12 protein-coding genes are annotated in these 17,161 nt (G+C 30.3%); 8 read left to right on the top strand and 4 right to left on the bottom strand.

The window, feature by feature from the left end:
* The first annotated feature begins 54 nt into the window (after positions 1-54).
* Both Q0881_RS00340 and Q0881_RS00335 read left to right on the top strand, forming a co-directional pair.
* Complete coding sequence (locus tag Q0881_RS00340) at positions 55-1,299, top strand: PepSY domain-containing protein (RefSeq protein ID WP_299155875.1); 1,245 nt, start codon at positions 55-57, stop codon at positions 1,297-1,299.
* A gap of 86 nt (positions 1,300-1,385) precedes the next feature.
* Entirely contained in the window at positions 1,386-1,928 is a 543-nt protein-coding gene (locus Q0881_RS00335; protein WP_299155873.1) for a DUF2911 domain-containing protein, read from the top strand.
* A gap of 73 nt (positions 1,929-2,001) precedes the next feature.
* Here Q0881_RS00335 and Q0881_RS00330 read toward each other — a convergent pair whose 3' ends face one another.
* Positions 2,002-2,910, bottom strand: a complete 909-nt coding sequence (locus Q0881_RS00330) for a DMT family transporter (protein WP_299155871.1) — start codon at positions 2,908-2,910, stop codon at positions 2,002-2,004.
* Positions 2,911-3,095: 185 nt separating this feature from the next.
* Between Q0881_RS00330 and Q0881_RS00325 the strand changes: the two genes are divergently transcribed.
* From Q0881_RS00325 to Q0881_RS00305, 5 genes are all read left to right on the top strand, one after another.
* On the top strand, positions 3,096-6,410 hold the full coding sequence (locus Q0881_RS00325) for a class I tRNA ligase family protein (RefSeq protein WP_299155869.1): 3,315 nt from the start codon (positions 3,096-3,098) through the stop codon (positions 6,408-6,410).
* Positions 6,411-6,505: 95 nt separating this feature from the next.
* A complete protein-coding gene (locus Q0881_RS00320) occupies positions 6,506-6,940 on the top strand; it encodes a hypothetical protein (RefSeq protein WP_299155867.1) in 435 nt (144 codons plus the stop codon).
* A 67-nt stretch (positions 6,941-7,007) separates the two neighbouring features.
* Positions 7,008-7,964: a hypothetical protein gene (locus Q0881_RS00315; RefSeq protein WP_299155865.1), complete on the top strand. Its 957-nt coding sequence runs from the start codon at positions 7,008-7,010 to the stop codon at positions 7,962-7,964.
* 51 nt (positions 7,965-8,015) lie between these two features.
* Positions 8,016-9,227 (top strand): GNAT family N-acetyltransferase, encoded by a 1,212-nt coding sequence (locus tag Q0881_RS00310; protein ID WP_299155863.1) that lies wholly within the window; start codon positions 8,016-8,018, stop codon positions 9,225-9,227.
* A 2-nt stretch (positions 9,228-9,229) separates the two neighbouring features.
* Entirely contained in the window at positions 9,230-10,096 is an 867-nt protein-coding gene (locus Q0881_RS00305; protein WP_299155861.1) for an acyl-CoA thioesterase II, read from the top strand.
* A gap of 60 nt (positions 10,097-10,156) precedes the next feature.
* On the opposite strand, the gene Q0881_RS00300 is transcribed toward Q0881_RS00305, so the two are convergent.
* The 3 genes from Q0881_RS00300 to Q0881_RS00290 form a co-directional block, all read right to left on the bottom strand.
* Complete coding sequence (locus tag Q0881_RS00300) at positions 10,157-12,406, bottom strand: inorganic phosphate transporter (protein ID WP_299155860.1); 2,250 nt, start codon at positions 12,404-12,406, stop codon at positions 10,157-10,159.
* Positions 12,407-12,479: 73 nt separating this feature from the next.
* Positions 12,480-13,682: a porin gene (locus Q0881_RS00295; protein WP_299155859.1), complete on the bottom strand. Its 1,203-nt coding sequence runs from the start codon at positions 13,680-13,682 to the stop codon at positions 12,480-12,482.
* 257 nt (positions 13,683-13,939) lie between these two features.
* Positions 13,940-14,824, bottom strand: coding sequence for a metallophosphoesterase (locus Q0881_RS00290; protein ID WP_299155858.1), 885 nt, complete (start codon positions 14,822-14,824; stop codon positions 13,940-13,942).
* Between the two features lie 214 nt (positions 14,825-15,038).
* Here Q0881_RS00290 and Q0881_RS00285 point away from each other — a divergent pair, with 214 nt between their 5' ends.
* Positions 15,039-17,111 (top strand): M20/M25/M40 family metallo-hydrolase, encoded by a 2,073-nt coding sequence (locus Q0881_RS00285; protein ID WP_299155857.1) that lies wholly within the window; start codon positions 15,039-15,041, stop codon positions 17,109-17,111.
* The last annotated feature ends 50 nt before the right edge of the window (positions 17,112-17,161 follow it).

Below are 17,161 nucleotides of genomic sequence, written 5' to 3'. Positions count from 1 at the left end.
TCAAAAATTAACCTCGTGGTTTTAAAAAACAATGAGGTTAAAAAAATATTCAAAATGAAAGATAGAAAATTGAATCAATGGATTTGGAAATGGCATTTCATAGCAGGAATTATATCATTGCCATTTGTACTAGTATTATCAATAACAGGAGCTATTTATTTGTTTAATCCTAAAGTAGAAAATGAAATAAAAGAAAGTCTAGAAAAAGTAAAAGCGACGAGTGGTAAAACTATCTCTTATCAACAACAATGGGAAGTAGCAAAAAACCAAATGAAGAAAAAACCAAATAGTATGATCTTGTCTTCAAATAAGGAAATAGCTACAGAATTTATTTCAGGAAGATTTAGTCATAAAAAATCGCTATTTGTTAATCCTTATACAGCTGAGGTCTCAGGTACATTTTCACCTAAAGATACTTGGATGTATACGGTTCGAAAACTACATGGAGAATTATTAGGAGGGAAAGTAGGAACAAAGATAATTGAGTTAATAGCTTGCTGGATGATAGTGCTTATAATTACAGGATTATATGTTTGGTGGCCGTTTAAACGAGGGGTAAAAGGAGTTTTTATAATTCGATTAAAAGAAGGAAAAAGAATTTTATTTAGAGATTTGCATGCAGTTTTAGGGTTTTGGATTTCAGGCTTGTTACTTCTTACAATAGCTGGAGGGTTGCCATGGACAGATGTTTTTGGAGCTAATTTTAAACAATTACAAAAACTAACAAATACAGGTTATCCAAAAACTTGGAATGGAAAAGGATTAGTATCAGTAGTTTCTGGTAAGACTTTATCTTTAGATAAAATGACTGAGATTGCAAAGAAGCAAAACTTAAAAGGGGTTGTAAGTATAGGGTTACCTAAAAATTCTAAAAGTACATTTAGTGTATCTAACAAAACATTTGATTTAGAAGCTCAAAAAATGTTGCATTTTGATCAGTATTCAGGAGAATTAGTTAAGAAACACAATTGGAAAGATGTTGGTTTTTTAATGAGAGGAAGAATGTGGGTAATGGCATTTCACCAAGGTCAGTTTGGAGTTTGGAATTGGTGGTTGATGTTTGGAGTAGCCATTATGTTAACTTTTATGAGTGTTGCAGCAATATTATCATATGTGTTAAGAAAGAAAAAAGGAAGTTTAGGGATACCCAAAGTACCTAATAGTTTTAAGGTAGAACCAATTATTTTTGTTTTACTACTCTTGTTAGGGGTAATATTACCTCTTTTTGGAATAAGCTTATTGGTAATTGTAGCTTTTGAGTTTATATCAAAAAAGCCTAGCACACTTTTAAATGAATAAATTTCACATAATTTTAATAAATTTTAACGTAAGGTTATATAATTTTGATGACAAACGATTAATAATTCACCTTAAATAAATATTTCATGAAAAAATCAATCTTAACAATTTTAGTTTTAGTAATTGCTTTAGTTTCTTCAAGTACAATTAATGCACAAAACTTCTCAAAATTAGATAAAAGCCCAATGGATGCAGCAGCATATCCAGATAATTATAGAGTTTCAGATAAGTTAGTAAAGGTAATTTATAGTCGTCCTCAATTAAAAGGACGTAGTTTAGATAAATTAGCATCTCAAGGAAAAGTTTGGCGTACTGGAGCAAATGAGGCTGCAGAAATTACATTTTATAAAGATGTAAATTTTGGAGGAAAAGAAGTGAAAGCTGGAACGTATACATTGTTTACAATACCAGGAAAAAAAGAATGGACAATAATTTTAAGTACAGCAAAAAATGTTTGGGGTTCTTATTTTTATAACGAAAAAGAAGATGTAGCAAGAGTAAAAGTGCCAACAGCTAAATCATCTAATCCTATAGAAGTTTTCTCTATTGTTTTTGATGGAGAAAATAATGAAGCTAAAATGCATTTAGGTTGGGGAAATACAATAATATCTGTACCAGTAAAAGGATAAAAACTAATAGTTCGTTTTAAAACAAAATCCCTGATAGTCTTATTAGGGATTTTTAATATTATAAATTGTCTTTTTATATTTTTTTAGGAGTCTTACTAATTAGATACACTCCAATAATAACAAGAAAACAGCTTGCTATTTTAACGGGGTTAATGTCTTGGGCGTATTCAGTATACCCTAAAACATAAGCGTAAATACTTACCATAATAAAACTAACAGCAGGTTGTAGATAAATATAGCTTCCATTTACAGCAGGAGAAACATAGTTTAAAGCATAAATATTAAACAAGTATGCTAAAAAGGTAGTTCCAATAATAACAAAAGAAATAGCTAAATATGTTTGGGTGGTAAATGCAGAGAAATCTACAGTAACAATATCAGTTATACCAAAAGGAAACATAAAAAGAAAACCAAATAAAAACACCCAACTAATAATAGTAATAGAATTATATTTCTTCATTAAGGGTTTTACAATAACTAAATACAAGCCATAAGAAATAGCATTAATAAAAATGAAAAGGTTTCCTAATAAAGAGCTAGTTCCTTTAGATTGATTTCCATACCAAATTAATAATATAGCTCCAATACCACCTACAGTAATACCAAGTAATTTATAAAGTGTTATTTTTTCTTTTAACAATATTGCGCTAAAAACAACAGCAACAATGGGTACCGCTGTAATAATAATAGAAGCATCAATAGGAGAGGTTAAATTTAAACCATGAAAAAATAGTAATTGATTTGCAGCAACCCCTAATAATCCACATAAAATTAATTTAGGAAAATCTTTCTTTTCAATTTTTTCTTTAATGAATGACTTAATGACCCAAAAAAGAATACCCGCACCTAAAATTCTTAAAAACACAAAAGCAGAAGGACCAATTTTATTGGGCATCACACCTTTAGCAATTAAATAATTAGCGCCATAAATAATATTAGCACTTAATAGTGCAATATGAGCTTTTAAAATATTGTTCTTCAAAATAATGAATTTAATAAGTTGCAAAGAACATTCATTTATTTAAAATAAACTATTTCCAATCAAAGATTAACAAGAGTGCAATTTTTGTTCATTTTATAGTATTTCACTATAATGGTTTAAGCAATTTTTTTACTTTAATCTTCCAAACAATAACCGTAAATTTGCAGCTTCTTAAAAGAGAGACAATGCAATATAATCACCAAGAAATAGAAAAGAGATGGCAACAGTTTTGGGCAGAGAACCAAACATTTAAGGCCAGTAATGAATCGGACAAACCTAAATACTATGTTTTAGATATGTTTCCTTATCCATCTGGAGCAGGACTACACGTAGGACATCCATTAGGATATATTGCTAGTGATATATATGCACGTTATAAGCGTCATAAAGGATTTAATGTATTGCATCCGCAAGGATATGACTCTTTTGGATTACCAGCAGAACAATATGCAATTCAAACAGGACAACATCCAGCAATAACTACAGAGACTAATATAAAAACCTACCGTCGTCAATTAGATAATATTGGATTTTCTTTCGATTGGTCTCGTGAAGTTAGAACATCTAGTCCAGAATATTATAAGTGGACACAATGGATTTTTATTCAATTATTTAATTCTTGGTATAATAAAGATACAGACAAGGCAGAAGATGTTTCAACTTTAATATCAAAATTTGAAGCAGAAGGAAATGCAAATGTCAATGCAGTTTCAGATGAAGATATTACAGTTTTTTCAGCAGAAGAATGGAGAAGTTTTTCATCAGAAAAACAACAAGAAATTGTATTGCAGTACCGTTTAACATTTTTATCAGATACAGAAGTAAACTGGTGTCCAGCCCTAGGAACTGTACTTGCAAATGATGAAATAGTAAATGGTGTTTCAGAACGAGGAGGACATCCAGTCATGCGTAAAAAAATGACACAATGGTCAATGCGTATTTCTGCGTATGCACAGCGTTTATTAGATGGATTACAAAATATAGATTGGCCGCAACCATTAAAAGATTCTCAAACGAATTGGATTGGAAGAAGTCAAGGAGCCATGGTAACTTTTAAAGTAGATGCTCTAGAAGCACCTGATGGAAACGTAAAATTATCATTTAAAGAATTAGAAGCATTAAAAGAAATGCGTTTAAATCTTTCAAAGGCAGAAGAAGTACTTTGGAATGAATTAAAAAATAAAAAAGGAGCAGCAAAATTTAGAAAAAAATATACGATAGGTACATTTTTAGTAGATTATGTATGCCTAGCCAAAAATTTAATAGTTGAGTTTTCAGGTAAAGAAGATGAAGCTGCACGAACTTCTTATTTTACGAGTGAAGGTTTCAATGTAGTTCGCTTTACAAATGAAGAGGTGTTAGAAAATGTTTTAGGGGTAATCTCTAAAATTAATAATACAATACAGTTTGCAAAACCTGCTGAAAAAACGGTTGTTGAGGTATCAGAGAGGTTTATAGAGAATGACTATAAAATAGATGTGTTTACAACACGTCCTGATACAATTTATGGAGTAAGTTTTATGACACTAGCTCCAGAACACGAATTGGTAGCAAAAATCACTACAAACGACCAACGTGCTGCAGTAGAGGCTTATGTGAAAGCAACAGCAAAACGTTCTGAGCGTGATCGTATGGCAGATGTAAAAACTATTTCAGGAGTATTTACAGGAGCCTATGCTTTACATCCATTTACGGGTAAACAAGTGCCAATTTGGATTGGAGACTATGTATTAGCAAGCTATGGAACAGGAGCAGTTATGGCAGTTCCTTGTGGAGATCAACGTGATTATGATTTTGCTAAAAACTTCGGGTTAGAAATTCCAAATATTTTTGCTGATGTTGATATTTCTGAAAAAGCAAACGATGCTAAAGACGGAATTAAACTAGCAAATTCTGATTTCTTAGACGGTTTAAATTATAAGAAAGGAATGAAAACCGTAATCTATGAATTAGAGAAGCGCGGTATTGGTTTCGGAAAAATAAATTATCGTTTAAGAGATGCGGTATTTAGCCGTCAGCGTTATTGGGGAGAACCATTCCCAGTATACTATAAAAATGGAATGCCTCAAATGATTGAAGCAAAACATTTACCAATAGTATTACCTGAGGTAGAAAAATATTTACCAACAGAAGACGGAAAACCGCCATTAGGAAATGCTGAGGTTTGGGCCTGGAATGCTGAAACTGCTGAGGTAGTTAGCAATGATTTAATAGATAACAAAACTATTTTTGCATTAGAGCTAAATACAATGCCAGGATGGGCAGGAAGCTCATGGTATTTTAACCGTTATATGGATTCTACGAATGAAGGAGAATTTGTAAGTAAAGAAGCGGTTGATTATTGGAAAGAAGTAGATTTATATATTGGTGGGTCTGAGCATGCAACAGGACATTTACTATATGCACGTTTTTGGCAAAAATTCTTATTTGATAAAGGAGTATTACCAGTTGATGAGTTTGCAAAAAAACTAATTAACCAAGGAATGATCTTAGGAACTTCTGCTTTAATTTATGAAGCGTTGTTTGACGGAAAAAAACATAATGTTTATATTTCTTCAGATTATTTTCAAGGGCCAAATGTAATTACTAGTGTAGATGCTAAGTTAGATGCTAGAAAATTAAAAAAATTAAAAGAAGCAGGTCTTAATATAGAAAACGAAAAAACATTGTCTTTTAGACCAATTCATATTGATGTAGCTACACTAGAGGGAGATACTGTTGTTAATATAGATAAGTTGAAGTCTTGGAGGGATGATTTTAAAAATGCTGAATTTGTTTTTGGAAGAGATAATGAGTTTTCATGTCATCGTGAGGTAGAAAAAATGTCAAAACGTTGGTATAATGTTGTTAATCCAGATGATATATGTGAAGAATTTGGAGCAGATGCATTACGTTTATTCGAAATGTTCTTAGGGCCTTTAGAGCAAACGAAGCCTTGGAAAACATCAGGAATTTCAGGAGTGTATTCTTTCCTGAAGAAATTATGGAAATTATATGTTGGAGAAAACGGTGTTAACGTTTCTGATGCTGAGCCAACAAAAGACGAATTAAAAACATTACATAAAACGATTAAAAAAGTAGAAGAAGATATTGAGAATTTCTCTTTTAATACTTCTGTTTCTACTTTTATGATTGCTGTAAACGAATTAACAGCACAGAAATGTAATAAACGTGCTATTTTAGAACCATTATTAGCTTTGATTTCACCGTATGCACCTCATATAGCAGAAGAGTTGTGGAGTAAGTTAGGACATACTGAATCTATTTCAACTGTAGCATTTCCAAAGTTTGAAGCATCACATTTAGTAGAGAGTGCTAAAAACTATCCAATTTCATTTAATGGTAAAATGCGTTTTACTTTAGAATTACCATTAGATTTAAGTAAAGAAGAAATTGAAAAAGCAGTAATGGAAGATGAGCGTACAGAAGCACAATTACAAGGAAGAACTCCTAAAAAAGTAATTGTAGTACCAGGAAAAATTATAAATATCGTAGGTTAATAAAACCTAAATAAATACATGAAAAACCACAAACATTTTTTGTTTGTGGTTTTTTATTTTTTAAGTACTTTCACGGAAATATTCAAAAATTAAAAATGAAAAACGGAATTAAACTTATTGTAGCCATGGCTATGTTCGCTTTTGTAGCGTGTTCTGATAGTAATTCAGACAATTTACCCAATACACCTTTACAAGGAAAAGTGTTTGGAGCTAGTTTTACAGCAAAAGGGGGTAAAGCCTTTAAATCTGGAATAAATAGTCTTTCAGTTCATATTACTAACCTAGTTGCAGCTTGTGATTCTAATATTTCTGATTATGAATTAGAAATCTCAACCGATATAGAGATAGAATTAGGTGTTTTCAAAAAAAATATTGTTTTTTCAAAGAAAGGAGAAACACCATTAAATTTCTTAAACGGAACTGTGGAAATGGTAAGTTTTGCAAATAACGAGCTTACATTAAAAGTTAGAGCAAATTCAAATACAAATAATACAGTAGAAGGTACTTTTACAGTTCCATTTTGTCAATAAAAAAATAACCAATATTAAAAAAAGTCATTACTGTTTGTAATGGCTTTTTTATTCTCAATAAATAACTATGAAAAAGTTTAATTTTAATAACTCTTGGCTTTTTGTATTAATTCCAATAGGTATCGTATTCTTTGTTGTTATGCCAGAACTACAAAAGAAATACGAAGCATATAATAAGCAAGAAGTAGAGTTACAAGAACAAATTATAAAGTTAGATTCTTTAAAGCAATTAGAAGAACCTACAAGAAGGAATTTAAATGAAATAAAACGATTAGAAATTACAACGCATGTAAAGAAACTAAGTTTTGGTAAGCAACGATATTTATTTTATAAAATAGGAGGAATGTTCGTTGTTTTTATATTCATGTTTGGAGGAATGTTTGGGTCTAGTTATTTAGTTAAGAGAAAAAAAACATCACCTAATAATAAAGAAATAACTTTCAATTTTGGTGATTTTGCACAAGATGTAATTGGTCAGCAAATATCATGGGAAGCTACAGAAGGATCTGGAAGTAATTTTTTAAGCGAACATCTTAAGAAAACTAGGAAAGGTTATAAAATTAGCTCTAGTTCGTATATGAAATTTGTAGCTTGGGGATTCTTTTTAGTAGGAGCAAATTATACAGTATGGTCTTTTGTTGAATTTTTTGAGTTTTCTAAAAAAGCAATGACTTTTATGCAAGGAGGTAAAACATTTTTCACTTCAGGAGGGATATTTATATTGGTTGGAGTTTTTCTTTTAATTAGCACAGGAGCTAAAGCGTACTTTCATACCCAAAAAAGAAAGATGGTTGTTGGAGCAGAAATTATACCTTTTAAGCATGCATATGCACTTCAAGTACTTGAAAAATTTATACCCGGAAACTCATCAGGAGGGTATTTTTGTTATGAAGCAAATTTGGTAACTAAAGAGGGGAAACGATTTAATTTATTAAATCATGGAGATAAACAGTATCTTTTAAGTGATGTAGTTAAAATAAGTAAGATTTTTAATATCCCAGTTTGGAATACGAATGTGCAATAGAGTTTATTAAATAAAGTTTTAGTATTTTACACTAAAATTAAAGGGGCATACGTGAATATTTTATCTTGTAGTAAACAGCATAATTCAAACACTCAATATTTTTCTTCAATTAAAGAAATATCTAAAGAGGTATGGGAAGATTTAGGATGTACAGACAATTTATATTTTGCTCCACAATACTTAGTTGCTTTAGAACAAAACAATCCAAAAATACATTTTGCATATATTGTATTATTTGATGATAAAAACGCAGCAGTTGCTTTAGCGAATGTTCAAATAGTAGATTTCTATTTAGATAGTGTTCAAAACGATATGCAGTCTATAGTTGACTGGGTAAAGTGTATGGGGAGAAAATTAAGAATTATATCTCCAGAAAAACCTTTTAAAGTGCTTACTTGTGGAAATACATTTGTAAGTGGAGAACATGGTGTTTTTATAAAAAACGATCAGGATAAAAAGGAAGTTTTGCGACAAATAGCAAAAGCAGTAGTTAACTATTCAAATTCTAACTCGAAGAATTCAGCAGATGCGTTTATGCTTAAAGATTTTGAAAAAGAATCGTTATATATTACGCACGAGTTGCATGAAGAAGGCTATAATTCGTTTAAAGTAGATCCGAATATGGTTTTGGAATTAGACGGAAATTGGAATTCTTTAGATGATTATTTAGCAGCATTAAAAACTAAGTTTAGGGTTAAAGCGCGAAGAGCCTTAAAGCTAAGTTGTTCTTTAAAAGTTGAAGATGTTACGGAAGATAGACTTAAAGATTTACAGCCAGAAATGACAAATCTCTATAAAACAGTTTCAGCAAAATCGAGCTTTAATTTGGGGGATTTTAATTTAGAAACCTATAGATCTTTAAAAGAAAATTTAGGAGAAAATTATTTTTTAAAAGCCTATTGGTTAGAAGATAAATTGGTAGGTTTTTTATCAGGAATCTTTAATAAAAAGTCATTAGATGCACATTTTGTTGGAATAGATTATGAGTATAATAGAGAGTATGCGGTATACCAAAGAATGTTATATGATTATATACAATTAGGAATTGACAAAAAGGTTGATACAATTAATTTTGGTAGAACAGCAAGTGAAATAAAAAGTTCAGTTGGTGCAAAACCTCAAGATTTAACTATTTATTTAAGACATAAAAATACCATACCCAATCGTATATTAAGTTTATTCTTAAAACGAATTCAACCTTCAGAATTTAAACAAAAGCAACCATTTAAAAAGAAAGAATTAAGAGCGCAAGTTAATTTGTAATAATGAAAAATACACAAGAGTTATTAAATATACTAACCTTAAAAGATATTGGAGGTAATAATTTTAATGGAATAAGTAAAGACATAGGAAGTCCAAATGTTTTTGGAGGACAAGTATTAGCACAGTCATTAAATGCAGCCTATAGAACTGTTTCAGAACAACGAACTTTACATTCATTACACTCTTATTTTTTAGAAGCAGGTAATTTAGAAAAACCAATTACATACAATGTACAAGTAATAAGGGATGGAGGAAGCTTTTCAACGCGAAGAGTAACTGCACATCAAGAAGACAAAACCATTTTTATATTGGCATGCTCATTCCATAAAAAAGAAGATGGGTATGAGCATCAAATGCCAATTAAAAAAGATATAAAACAACCTGAAGAATTGTTTAGTTGGACAGATATGTTAGATCAGTTTGGAGACTTCTTGCCTAAAAAACTAAAAGCTTTTTTAAGTATTGAGCGTCCAATAGATTTTAAACCTGTGGAAATAGCAAATCCTCTTGATATGAAAAATTTGCCTCCGGTTGTTGATGTATGGTTTAAGTTAAAAGGTGGTTCTGTTGATTTATCGTTAGCTTTAAAACAACAAATACTAACCTATATTTCCGATTATAATATTCTAACTGCTTGTTTAAATCCAAATGCTAGTGTAGCTAATTTTGGAAATACTCAAATGGCAAGTTTAGACCATTCAATGTGGTTTTACCGTGATTTTGATTTTAACGATTGGATGTTGTTTTCAATAGAAAGCCCTAACTCATTTGGAGCTCGTGGTTTTGCTTGTGGTAATATTTATACAAGAGAAGGTAAGTTAGTTGCATCTGTAGCTCAAGAAGGCTTAATGCGTGCAATAAAGAAGTAATAAGCGTAATAAAAAACCGAGCTTTTAAGCTCGGTTTTTTTATTTTTATAAAGTTAATCTTTATATGTTTTTAGTACTAATATGAAATTCTTCATATGTTTCTAATAAACTCATAAGACCAGAAACTAAATCTTGTGTTTCAATTAAAACACTAAAGTATAATGTAGTGTTTTTTGGACTTGTTTCATCAGTTCTAATACGAGCAACTTGTTTTTCAATAGAAGTAGCCACATCTTTTAATAATTCTTTCTTTTCGGTAATAATATGTTCTAAATTATCGAAGCTTCTATTTTCGAAAGTTTTACTAATATCATCTAATAATTTAGATAGTGTATTGTCGATGTGTTTTAAGTCTTTTAATTGACCTTTCTTTAAGTTTTTATGGTTGTTATTAACATGTTTAAAACTTGCTCTAGAAATGTAACTAATAGATTGTGCAACATCTTGTAAATAACCTAACACTAAAATATAAAATCTACTTGCTTGTACAGAAGTATCATCTAAGGATTTAATAAAGTAGAAAACACCATCTTTTAAACCATCAATTTCATCATTTAACTTACCAACGTGTTTATCAGTTTTACGTAATTTGTTTAAATCGTGGTTTGCTAAATCATTAACAACGTTTGTATATAATTTATTAACACGAGTTGCAACTTCAGCAATATGATCAGCACTTTCTTCAATTACTCCATTAATAGTAATTAATTCAGCTCTTTCAATATGCATTTGTTTTTTAACCTCTTTCGATTTTTTTCTGTGAATTAATGTATTTCTACCAATTAATAACGCTACAACTAATAATAATACAGGAATCATAACCATGTTCCAGCTAATTAAGTAAGCTACAATTGCAGCAGCAACAAAAGCTGTTAAGGCAGTTAAAAACCATCCTCCTACTACATTAATTACACCAGCTACTCTATATACAGCACTTTCACGTCCCCAAGCTCTATCAGCTAAAGAAGTACCCATGGCTACCATAAACGTTACATAAGTAGTAGATAAAGGTAGTTTCATAGAAGTTGCAATTGATATTAAGATACCTGCAACAATTAAGTTAACAGCTGCTCTTACTAAATCAAAAGCAGGCATTTCATACGTTTTATCTTTTGGTAATTCAATAACAGGTTTCTGAAATTTCGAATCTACAAAAGCCAATGTTTTAGCAGGAACAATTTTACTAATTCCCATGTTAATTCCCATTGCTGCTCTTACAACAATTCTAGATAAAGGGTTTGGTTGAAATTTTTCATGACCATCTCCTTGACGAGATAAATCAATACCCGTTTTAATTACGTTTTGAGCTTTACTTGAAGTCCATAATGTTATCACCATAATTGCACCAGCTAATAATAGTAAATAAACATTAGACGGCACTTTTTTAGCTAAAATTCCCATTGAAAATGCATCCGGTGATACACCAGAAATAGACCATGCTTCATAAGAATTCCATGCGGCAATTGGTACACCAACAAAGTTTACTAAGTCATTTCCTGAAAAAGCCATAGCTAAAGAAAATGTTCCTACACCAATAATTAATTTTAAAATATTTATTTTAAAGAAGCTAATTAATGCTTGAGAGATTAAACTCCAAACAACAAAACTTCCTGCTATAATTAATACAGTATTACCTTCAATTAAATGCTTAATATCTTTATAAAAAGGAGTTCCTTTCATTCCTTTTATAATAATAAAATAAGTTATTGCTGTAATAGCAAATCCTCCAAATAATGCATTTATATAGTTTGCTCTTTTTTCAAAATTAAAAGAATAAATTAATCTTGAAATAAATTGTACAATAGCACCAACAGAAAAAGCAACCACAACGGAGAGTAGTATTCCGTTTATAATTTGAATTGCTTTTTTATGATTGATATAATTCCAAATATCTCCTATAGATTGAGAATCACTTGCTGAGATCTTAATTAAAGAAACACAAACAGCAGCTCCTAATAATTCAAATACAATAGATACGGTAGTTGATGTTGGCATTCCTAGTGAATTAAAGATATCTAATAATAAAATATCAGTAATCATTACTGCCATAAATATGAACATAATGTCTTGAAACATAAACATATTCGGGTTAAAAATACCCTTACGTGCAACTTCCATCATTCCGCTAGAAGTAATAGCTCCCATAAAAACACCAACACTAGCTATTATCATAATGTTTCTAACCTTAATAGCTTTAGAACCAATAGCCGAGTTTAAAAAGTTAACAGCGTCATTACTAACACCTACAACTAAATCAACAATAGCTAAAACAGCTAAAGCGACTAGCATTAAAATATATGGATCTCCCATTTTTTAGTTTTTAATTTTTTTGCAAATCTACAAACACTATTTGAGTGCTCATGTTAGGTTTACGTTATTTTTTTTAAAAGTGAATGTCTACTTGTAAACGGTACATTAATTCGTTAGTGTTATTAGTTGCATCTAAGTAACTTACATCGGTTTGTACCTTTAATTTATGACCTACAATATATTTTGAAAGGCCCAAGGTGTATTGGTTTTCAGCGTCTTTACCTGTAATAGTTTTGTCTAATTTAATGTTTGTGTAACGTCCTGATAATTCCCAGTTTTTAGAAAATAAATAACCACTTTGTAAATTTAATCCGTTACCAACTTGTACAATGTCACCAGTTAAAGTACCGTCTGAGTTTTTGGCAAAAGGATCTTTAGCATCTCTATAAGCATATTCTCCCATGAAAGAGAATCCTTTATACTTAAACATTGCGTCTATAAATAAAGTTGTAATGTTTGTTTTATAAAAACCTGTATCATTTTTCATGTACGATCCTTGGTTACTTCTATTTTTAACGGCGTTATTGTTAAAGTCGTAACTAGTACCTATAGCTAATTTTGGAGCATTCTCTCTTTTTAAATCACTTCCCTTATAATCTCCTTTACTAGTAAAATTCCCGAAAGGTAAAAACTCTAATCGGGCAGTATATTGATGCCCTCCTAGATTTCCTGTAGTTACATTTCTTCCCTCTCCCTGTGCTATGGATAAAGCTTCTTTAACTATAAAGTTATCTGATAAATTAAAATGATGTCTTAATTGTAATCCCATGTCTCTATCAATATTAAATCTCTTATTTAATAAAGACCTGTCTACCATTTGAAGATTTCCAGAAGATACAACACGCTCTCTGTTACCAGGTAGTTTAGTTTGTCCTACCCATAACTCAAAGTTTTCATAAAAGTTCCATTTTAAAAGAGCGTCTAAAATATATCTAGGGGCATTGTTTGTAAATTCTGAAGCACCACCAATATCTCTATTTGATAATCCTAATTCCATTTTGTATTTTAATTTTGGAGAAAAAGCAAAACCGTTAAATTTCAGTCTTGCTCTTCTAACTAAAAAAGAAGAAGCAGGGTTTGATAAACCGTCGGAATCAGAATCCCATTGAGCAGTAGTTAAAAATTGCATTCTCGCTCCAATGTTCATTGACCAAGTACTATCTTTTCCTATTAGATTGAATAGTCCTTTTCCAAATTTAGGAGCATTTGTTTGCTGCGCATATACATGTGATAGTATAAGCATACTTACAAAAGTAAGTGCTGTTTTAAAATTCATTAGTTGTTGTTTATTTGTTTTTGTCGCTGCAAATAACCAATACTAATGTTAATTTATTGTTAATACGATATTAAATTAAAAAACTGCCTTGGCCAAAGGCAGTTAGCCAGATAAATAGTTGACAAAAACTAATAAATACCTAATGACTAATTATAGTATCTCATAAGATATTCCAAATATATCTATTAGTTTTTGTATTAACATTAAGTAGAATTTAAATAAAGGTTATTTGGCTTCTTGTTTATGTTAATTCAGTATTAAATGTATTGTGATATTGCTTCTGGTCCTTCTAAAATAGTTTTTACAATTTGCATAGTACCATTTTCATTGGTAATTACATGCCATTTGATGAGTGTAATTTCTTTATTTTCTATTTCAAGTCCAGTAATGCACCTTGGGTGTACACAACTTCCATCGTTAAAATGTGGTAATTCATTTGGAGAAGGAAACCTTGGACGATGTGTATGACCAGTTACAATCATTTGATTGTTATTGTTTTTAATCCATTCTTCTAAGCGACTTTCAACTTTTATAAGCTCTTTAAAGTTTTTAGCAGGACTTGTAGGATCATCTATGCCAATTAACTGTAATGGACGCCATAAAATTTTAACTAAAAATTTACTAAGCTTCCAAAAAACATAATTAAACCAATCTGCTTGATGTCCATGTAATAAAAAAACAGATTTCCCATCTTTTTGCTCAAGTCTAATAGCTTCTGAATAAGAGGCATTTTTTATAAGCTCTTTGTCTTTTCCATCTATTGTGTCATAATAGTAGTTTAAATTTTTTGCTACTTTTTTAGGGTTTTTATAATCCATATCATGATTTCCCCAAATAAAATGTAATTGATTTTTTTGATGGAATTCTTTTAAAAGTAAATAGACATCTTTATTTGCATTAAAAATATTTACAAATTTATTTTCCCATAATTCATCTCCATCACCTAATTCAATATAAGTGAAGTCTTTTTGTAAGTATTGAGATAAGGCAAAATGAAATATTTTTCGATTGTGTGCAAAATCATCAGCAAAACTATTATCACCTCTATGACAATCTGAGAACAAAATATATTTAGATTGTCCAGTTAGGTCTAATTTTTTTGCATTTAAAAACGCTCTTGTTATTCTACTTTTAGAAGACATTAGTTCCTTATAAATATTTAGCTTATAAATATCCGTAAAAAAAATGTTTTAGATAAATTTAATCGTTTTCATATATGATTTAATAAAAAACAATTGGCTTTAAAAATATTTTTTTGATGTAAAATGTTTTTTGAGTGTTGATTTTGAGTAACTTAGATTTTGTAATATGCTAGAGCATATTATTACGTAAAAATTAATTTAACCCCCCGTAAAAATGAAAAAAACGTACTTATTAATTTCGTTAGTATTGTTATGCATTAGAGTTTCCAACATTTATAGTCAAGAAAAAATGTTTTTCGGAACAATCGAAACCCAAAATGCTTTAAAACTCCAAAAAGTTGCCCCTAACGACATCAAAGTAATTTCCTCCTTAAATGGTTTTAGTGCAGTTAAATTAGGAAACGATGCTGCAGAAAAATTACATCATATGATTTTAACTCATGGACCAGGATTTATTTATGAAGCATCAGAAAAGGATGCTCTAAAAACAATTCGTAAGCTTGCACAAAGAGGCAAAAACCAAAAAAAAGCGACGTATAGTATTTCTGAAAACACAAAAGTAAATCAAGCAATTGCTCTAGTGGATAATACGAATATAGCTAACCATATTTTAACGTTGGAAAATTATGGAACTAGATACCATACAACACAACAAGCAAATCAGGCTGTTTTAGATTTAAAGCAAAAATGGGAAACTATGGCTGCTAGTAGATCAGATGTTTCAGTAAAGTTAGTAAATCATAATAGTACCACAATGCCTTCTGTTATTATGACAATTCAAGGGCAAGACATTCCTAATGAATTTGTCATTTTAGGAGGACACATAGATTCGGTAAGCCCAGAAAGAGAAACGAATGCTCCAGGGGCTGATGATAACGCTTCAGGAATAGCAACAATAACTGAAGTTGCTAGAGTGCTTTTTGAAATGAATTTCAAACCACAAAAAACTATTGAGTTTATGGCTTATGCAGCTGAAGAAGTTGGATTAAGAGGTTCTAAAGAAATAGCCCAAGATTATAAAAACAGAAATGTAAATGTGGTTTCATATGTTCAGTTTGATATGACGAATTATAAAGGTTCTACTAAAGATGTTTATATTTCTGATGATAGTTATAATAGTAGTACACTTAATTCTTTTTTAGCACAATTGATGGATCAATATAATTCTTCTGGAAACCATCAATTTACATATGATTATACGCGTTGTAATTATGGATGTTCAGATCATTATAGTTGGGCTCAGCAAGGATATGATGCTGCTTTCCCTTTTGAAGCTTCTTTTAGCGATTCCAATCCTTATATTCATACTATAAACGATACTTTTAATCGTTCTGTAACTGCAAACGCAACCCATGCGGCAAAATTTGCCAAACTTGGACTGGAATATTTAATAGAAGTTGCTAAAAACGAAGGAAGTGTTGTTGTGCCAACATATTGTAATTTAAAAGGAGATAGTGTTAGCGATGAATATATTCAAAATGTTACTTTAGAAAGTATTAATAACAATTCTAATGGAGGGAATGGCTATCAGGATTTTACAAGTTTATCTACAGATTTAAAGAAAGGTAGTGCTTATACAGTTACAGTTACGCCTAAATGGGTTGGAACTACATATAACGAAGGATATGCAGTTTGGATAGATTACAACCAAGATGCTGACTTTGAAGACCCAGGTGAACAAGTTTGGACTAAAAGTGCATCAAAAGATAGTCCTGTAAGCGGATCTTTTACCATCCCTACAACTGCAAAACTAGGAAAAACAAGAATGAGAATTGCTATGAGTTATAATGCTGTTCCAAACTCATGTGGTTCTTTTAATTATGGTGAAGCGGAAGATTATTCAGTTGTTTTAACAGAAGCTACCGTTGTAGATGTTTGTAATGGTATTGCTACTTATAATGCTTCTGTAAATTATCAAACTGGAGATAAAGTTATTTATTCTAATAGTTTATATGAGAGAACAGCTACAGGTTGGAAAAATATAGGAAGTTGTACTAGTAGTAAAATGGCAATTAAAAATTCAAACAAGTTTTTGGTGAATGATAAAGAGGTAATTTTATTTTCTCCTAACCCAGTAAAAGGAAATTCATTTAATGTGAAAATTTACAATGAATTATGGGAGTATAAAAAAGTGAAGATTTATAGCTCTAATGGAAGATTATTGAAAGAAATTAAAATGACTACTGAAGAAAGAGTAATAGATATTTCAGATTTAACTACCGGAATTTACTTTATAACTTTAGGAAAAACAGGTAAGAAGTACACGCAACAGTTTGTAAAAGAATGAGAAGGTGTAAATTTTAGAAATAAAAAAACCCAAGTTTTAAACTTGGGTTT

Origin of the sequence: uncultured Tenacibaculum sp. (genome assembly GCF_947494125.1) — a bacterium.
Lineage (GTDB): Bacteria > Bacteroidota > Bacteroidia > Flavobacteriales > Flavobacteriaceae > Polaribacter.
The sequence above is the reverse complement of the archived record's forward strand: the minus strand, read 5'-3'. Positions and strand labels throughout refer to the sequence as shown.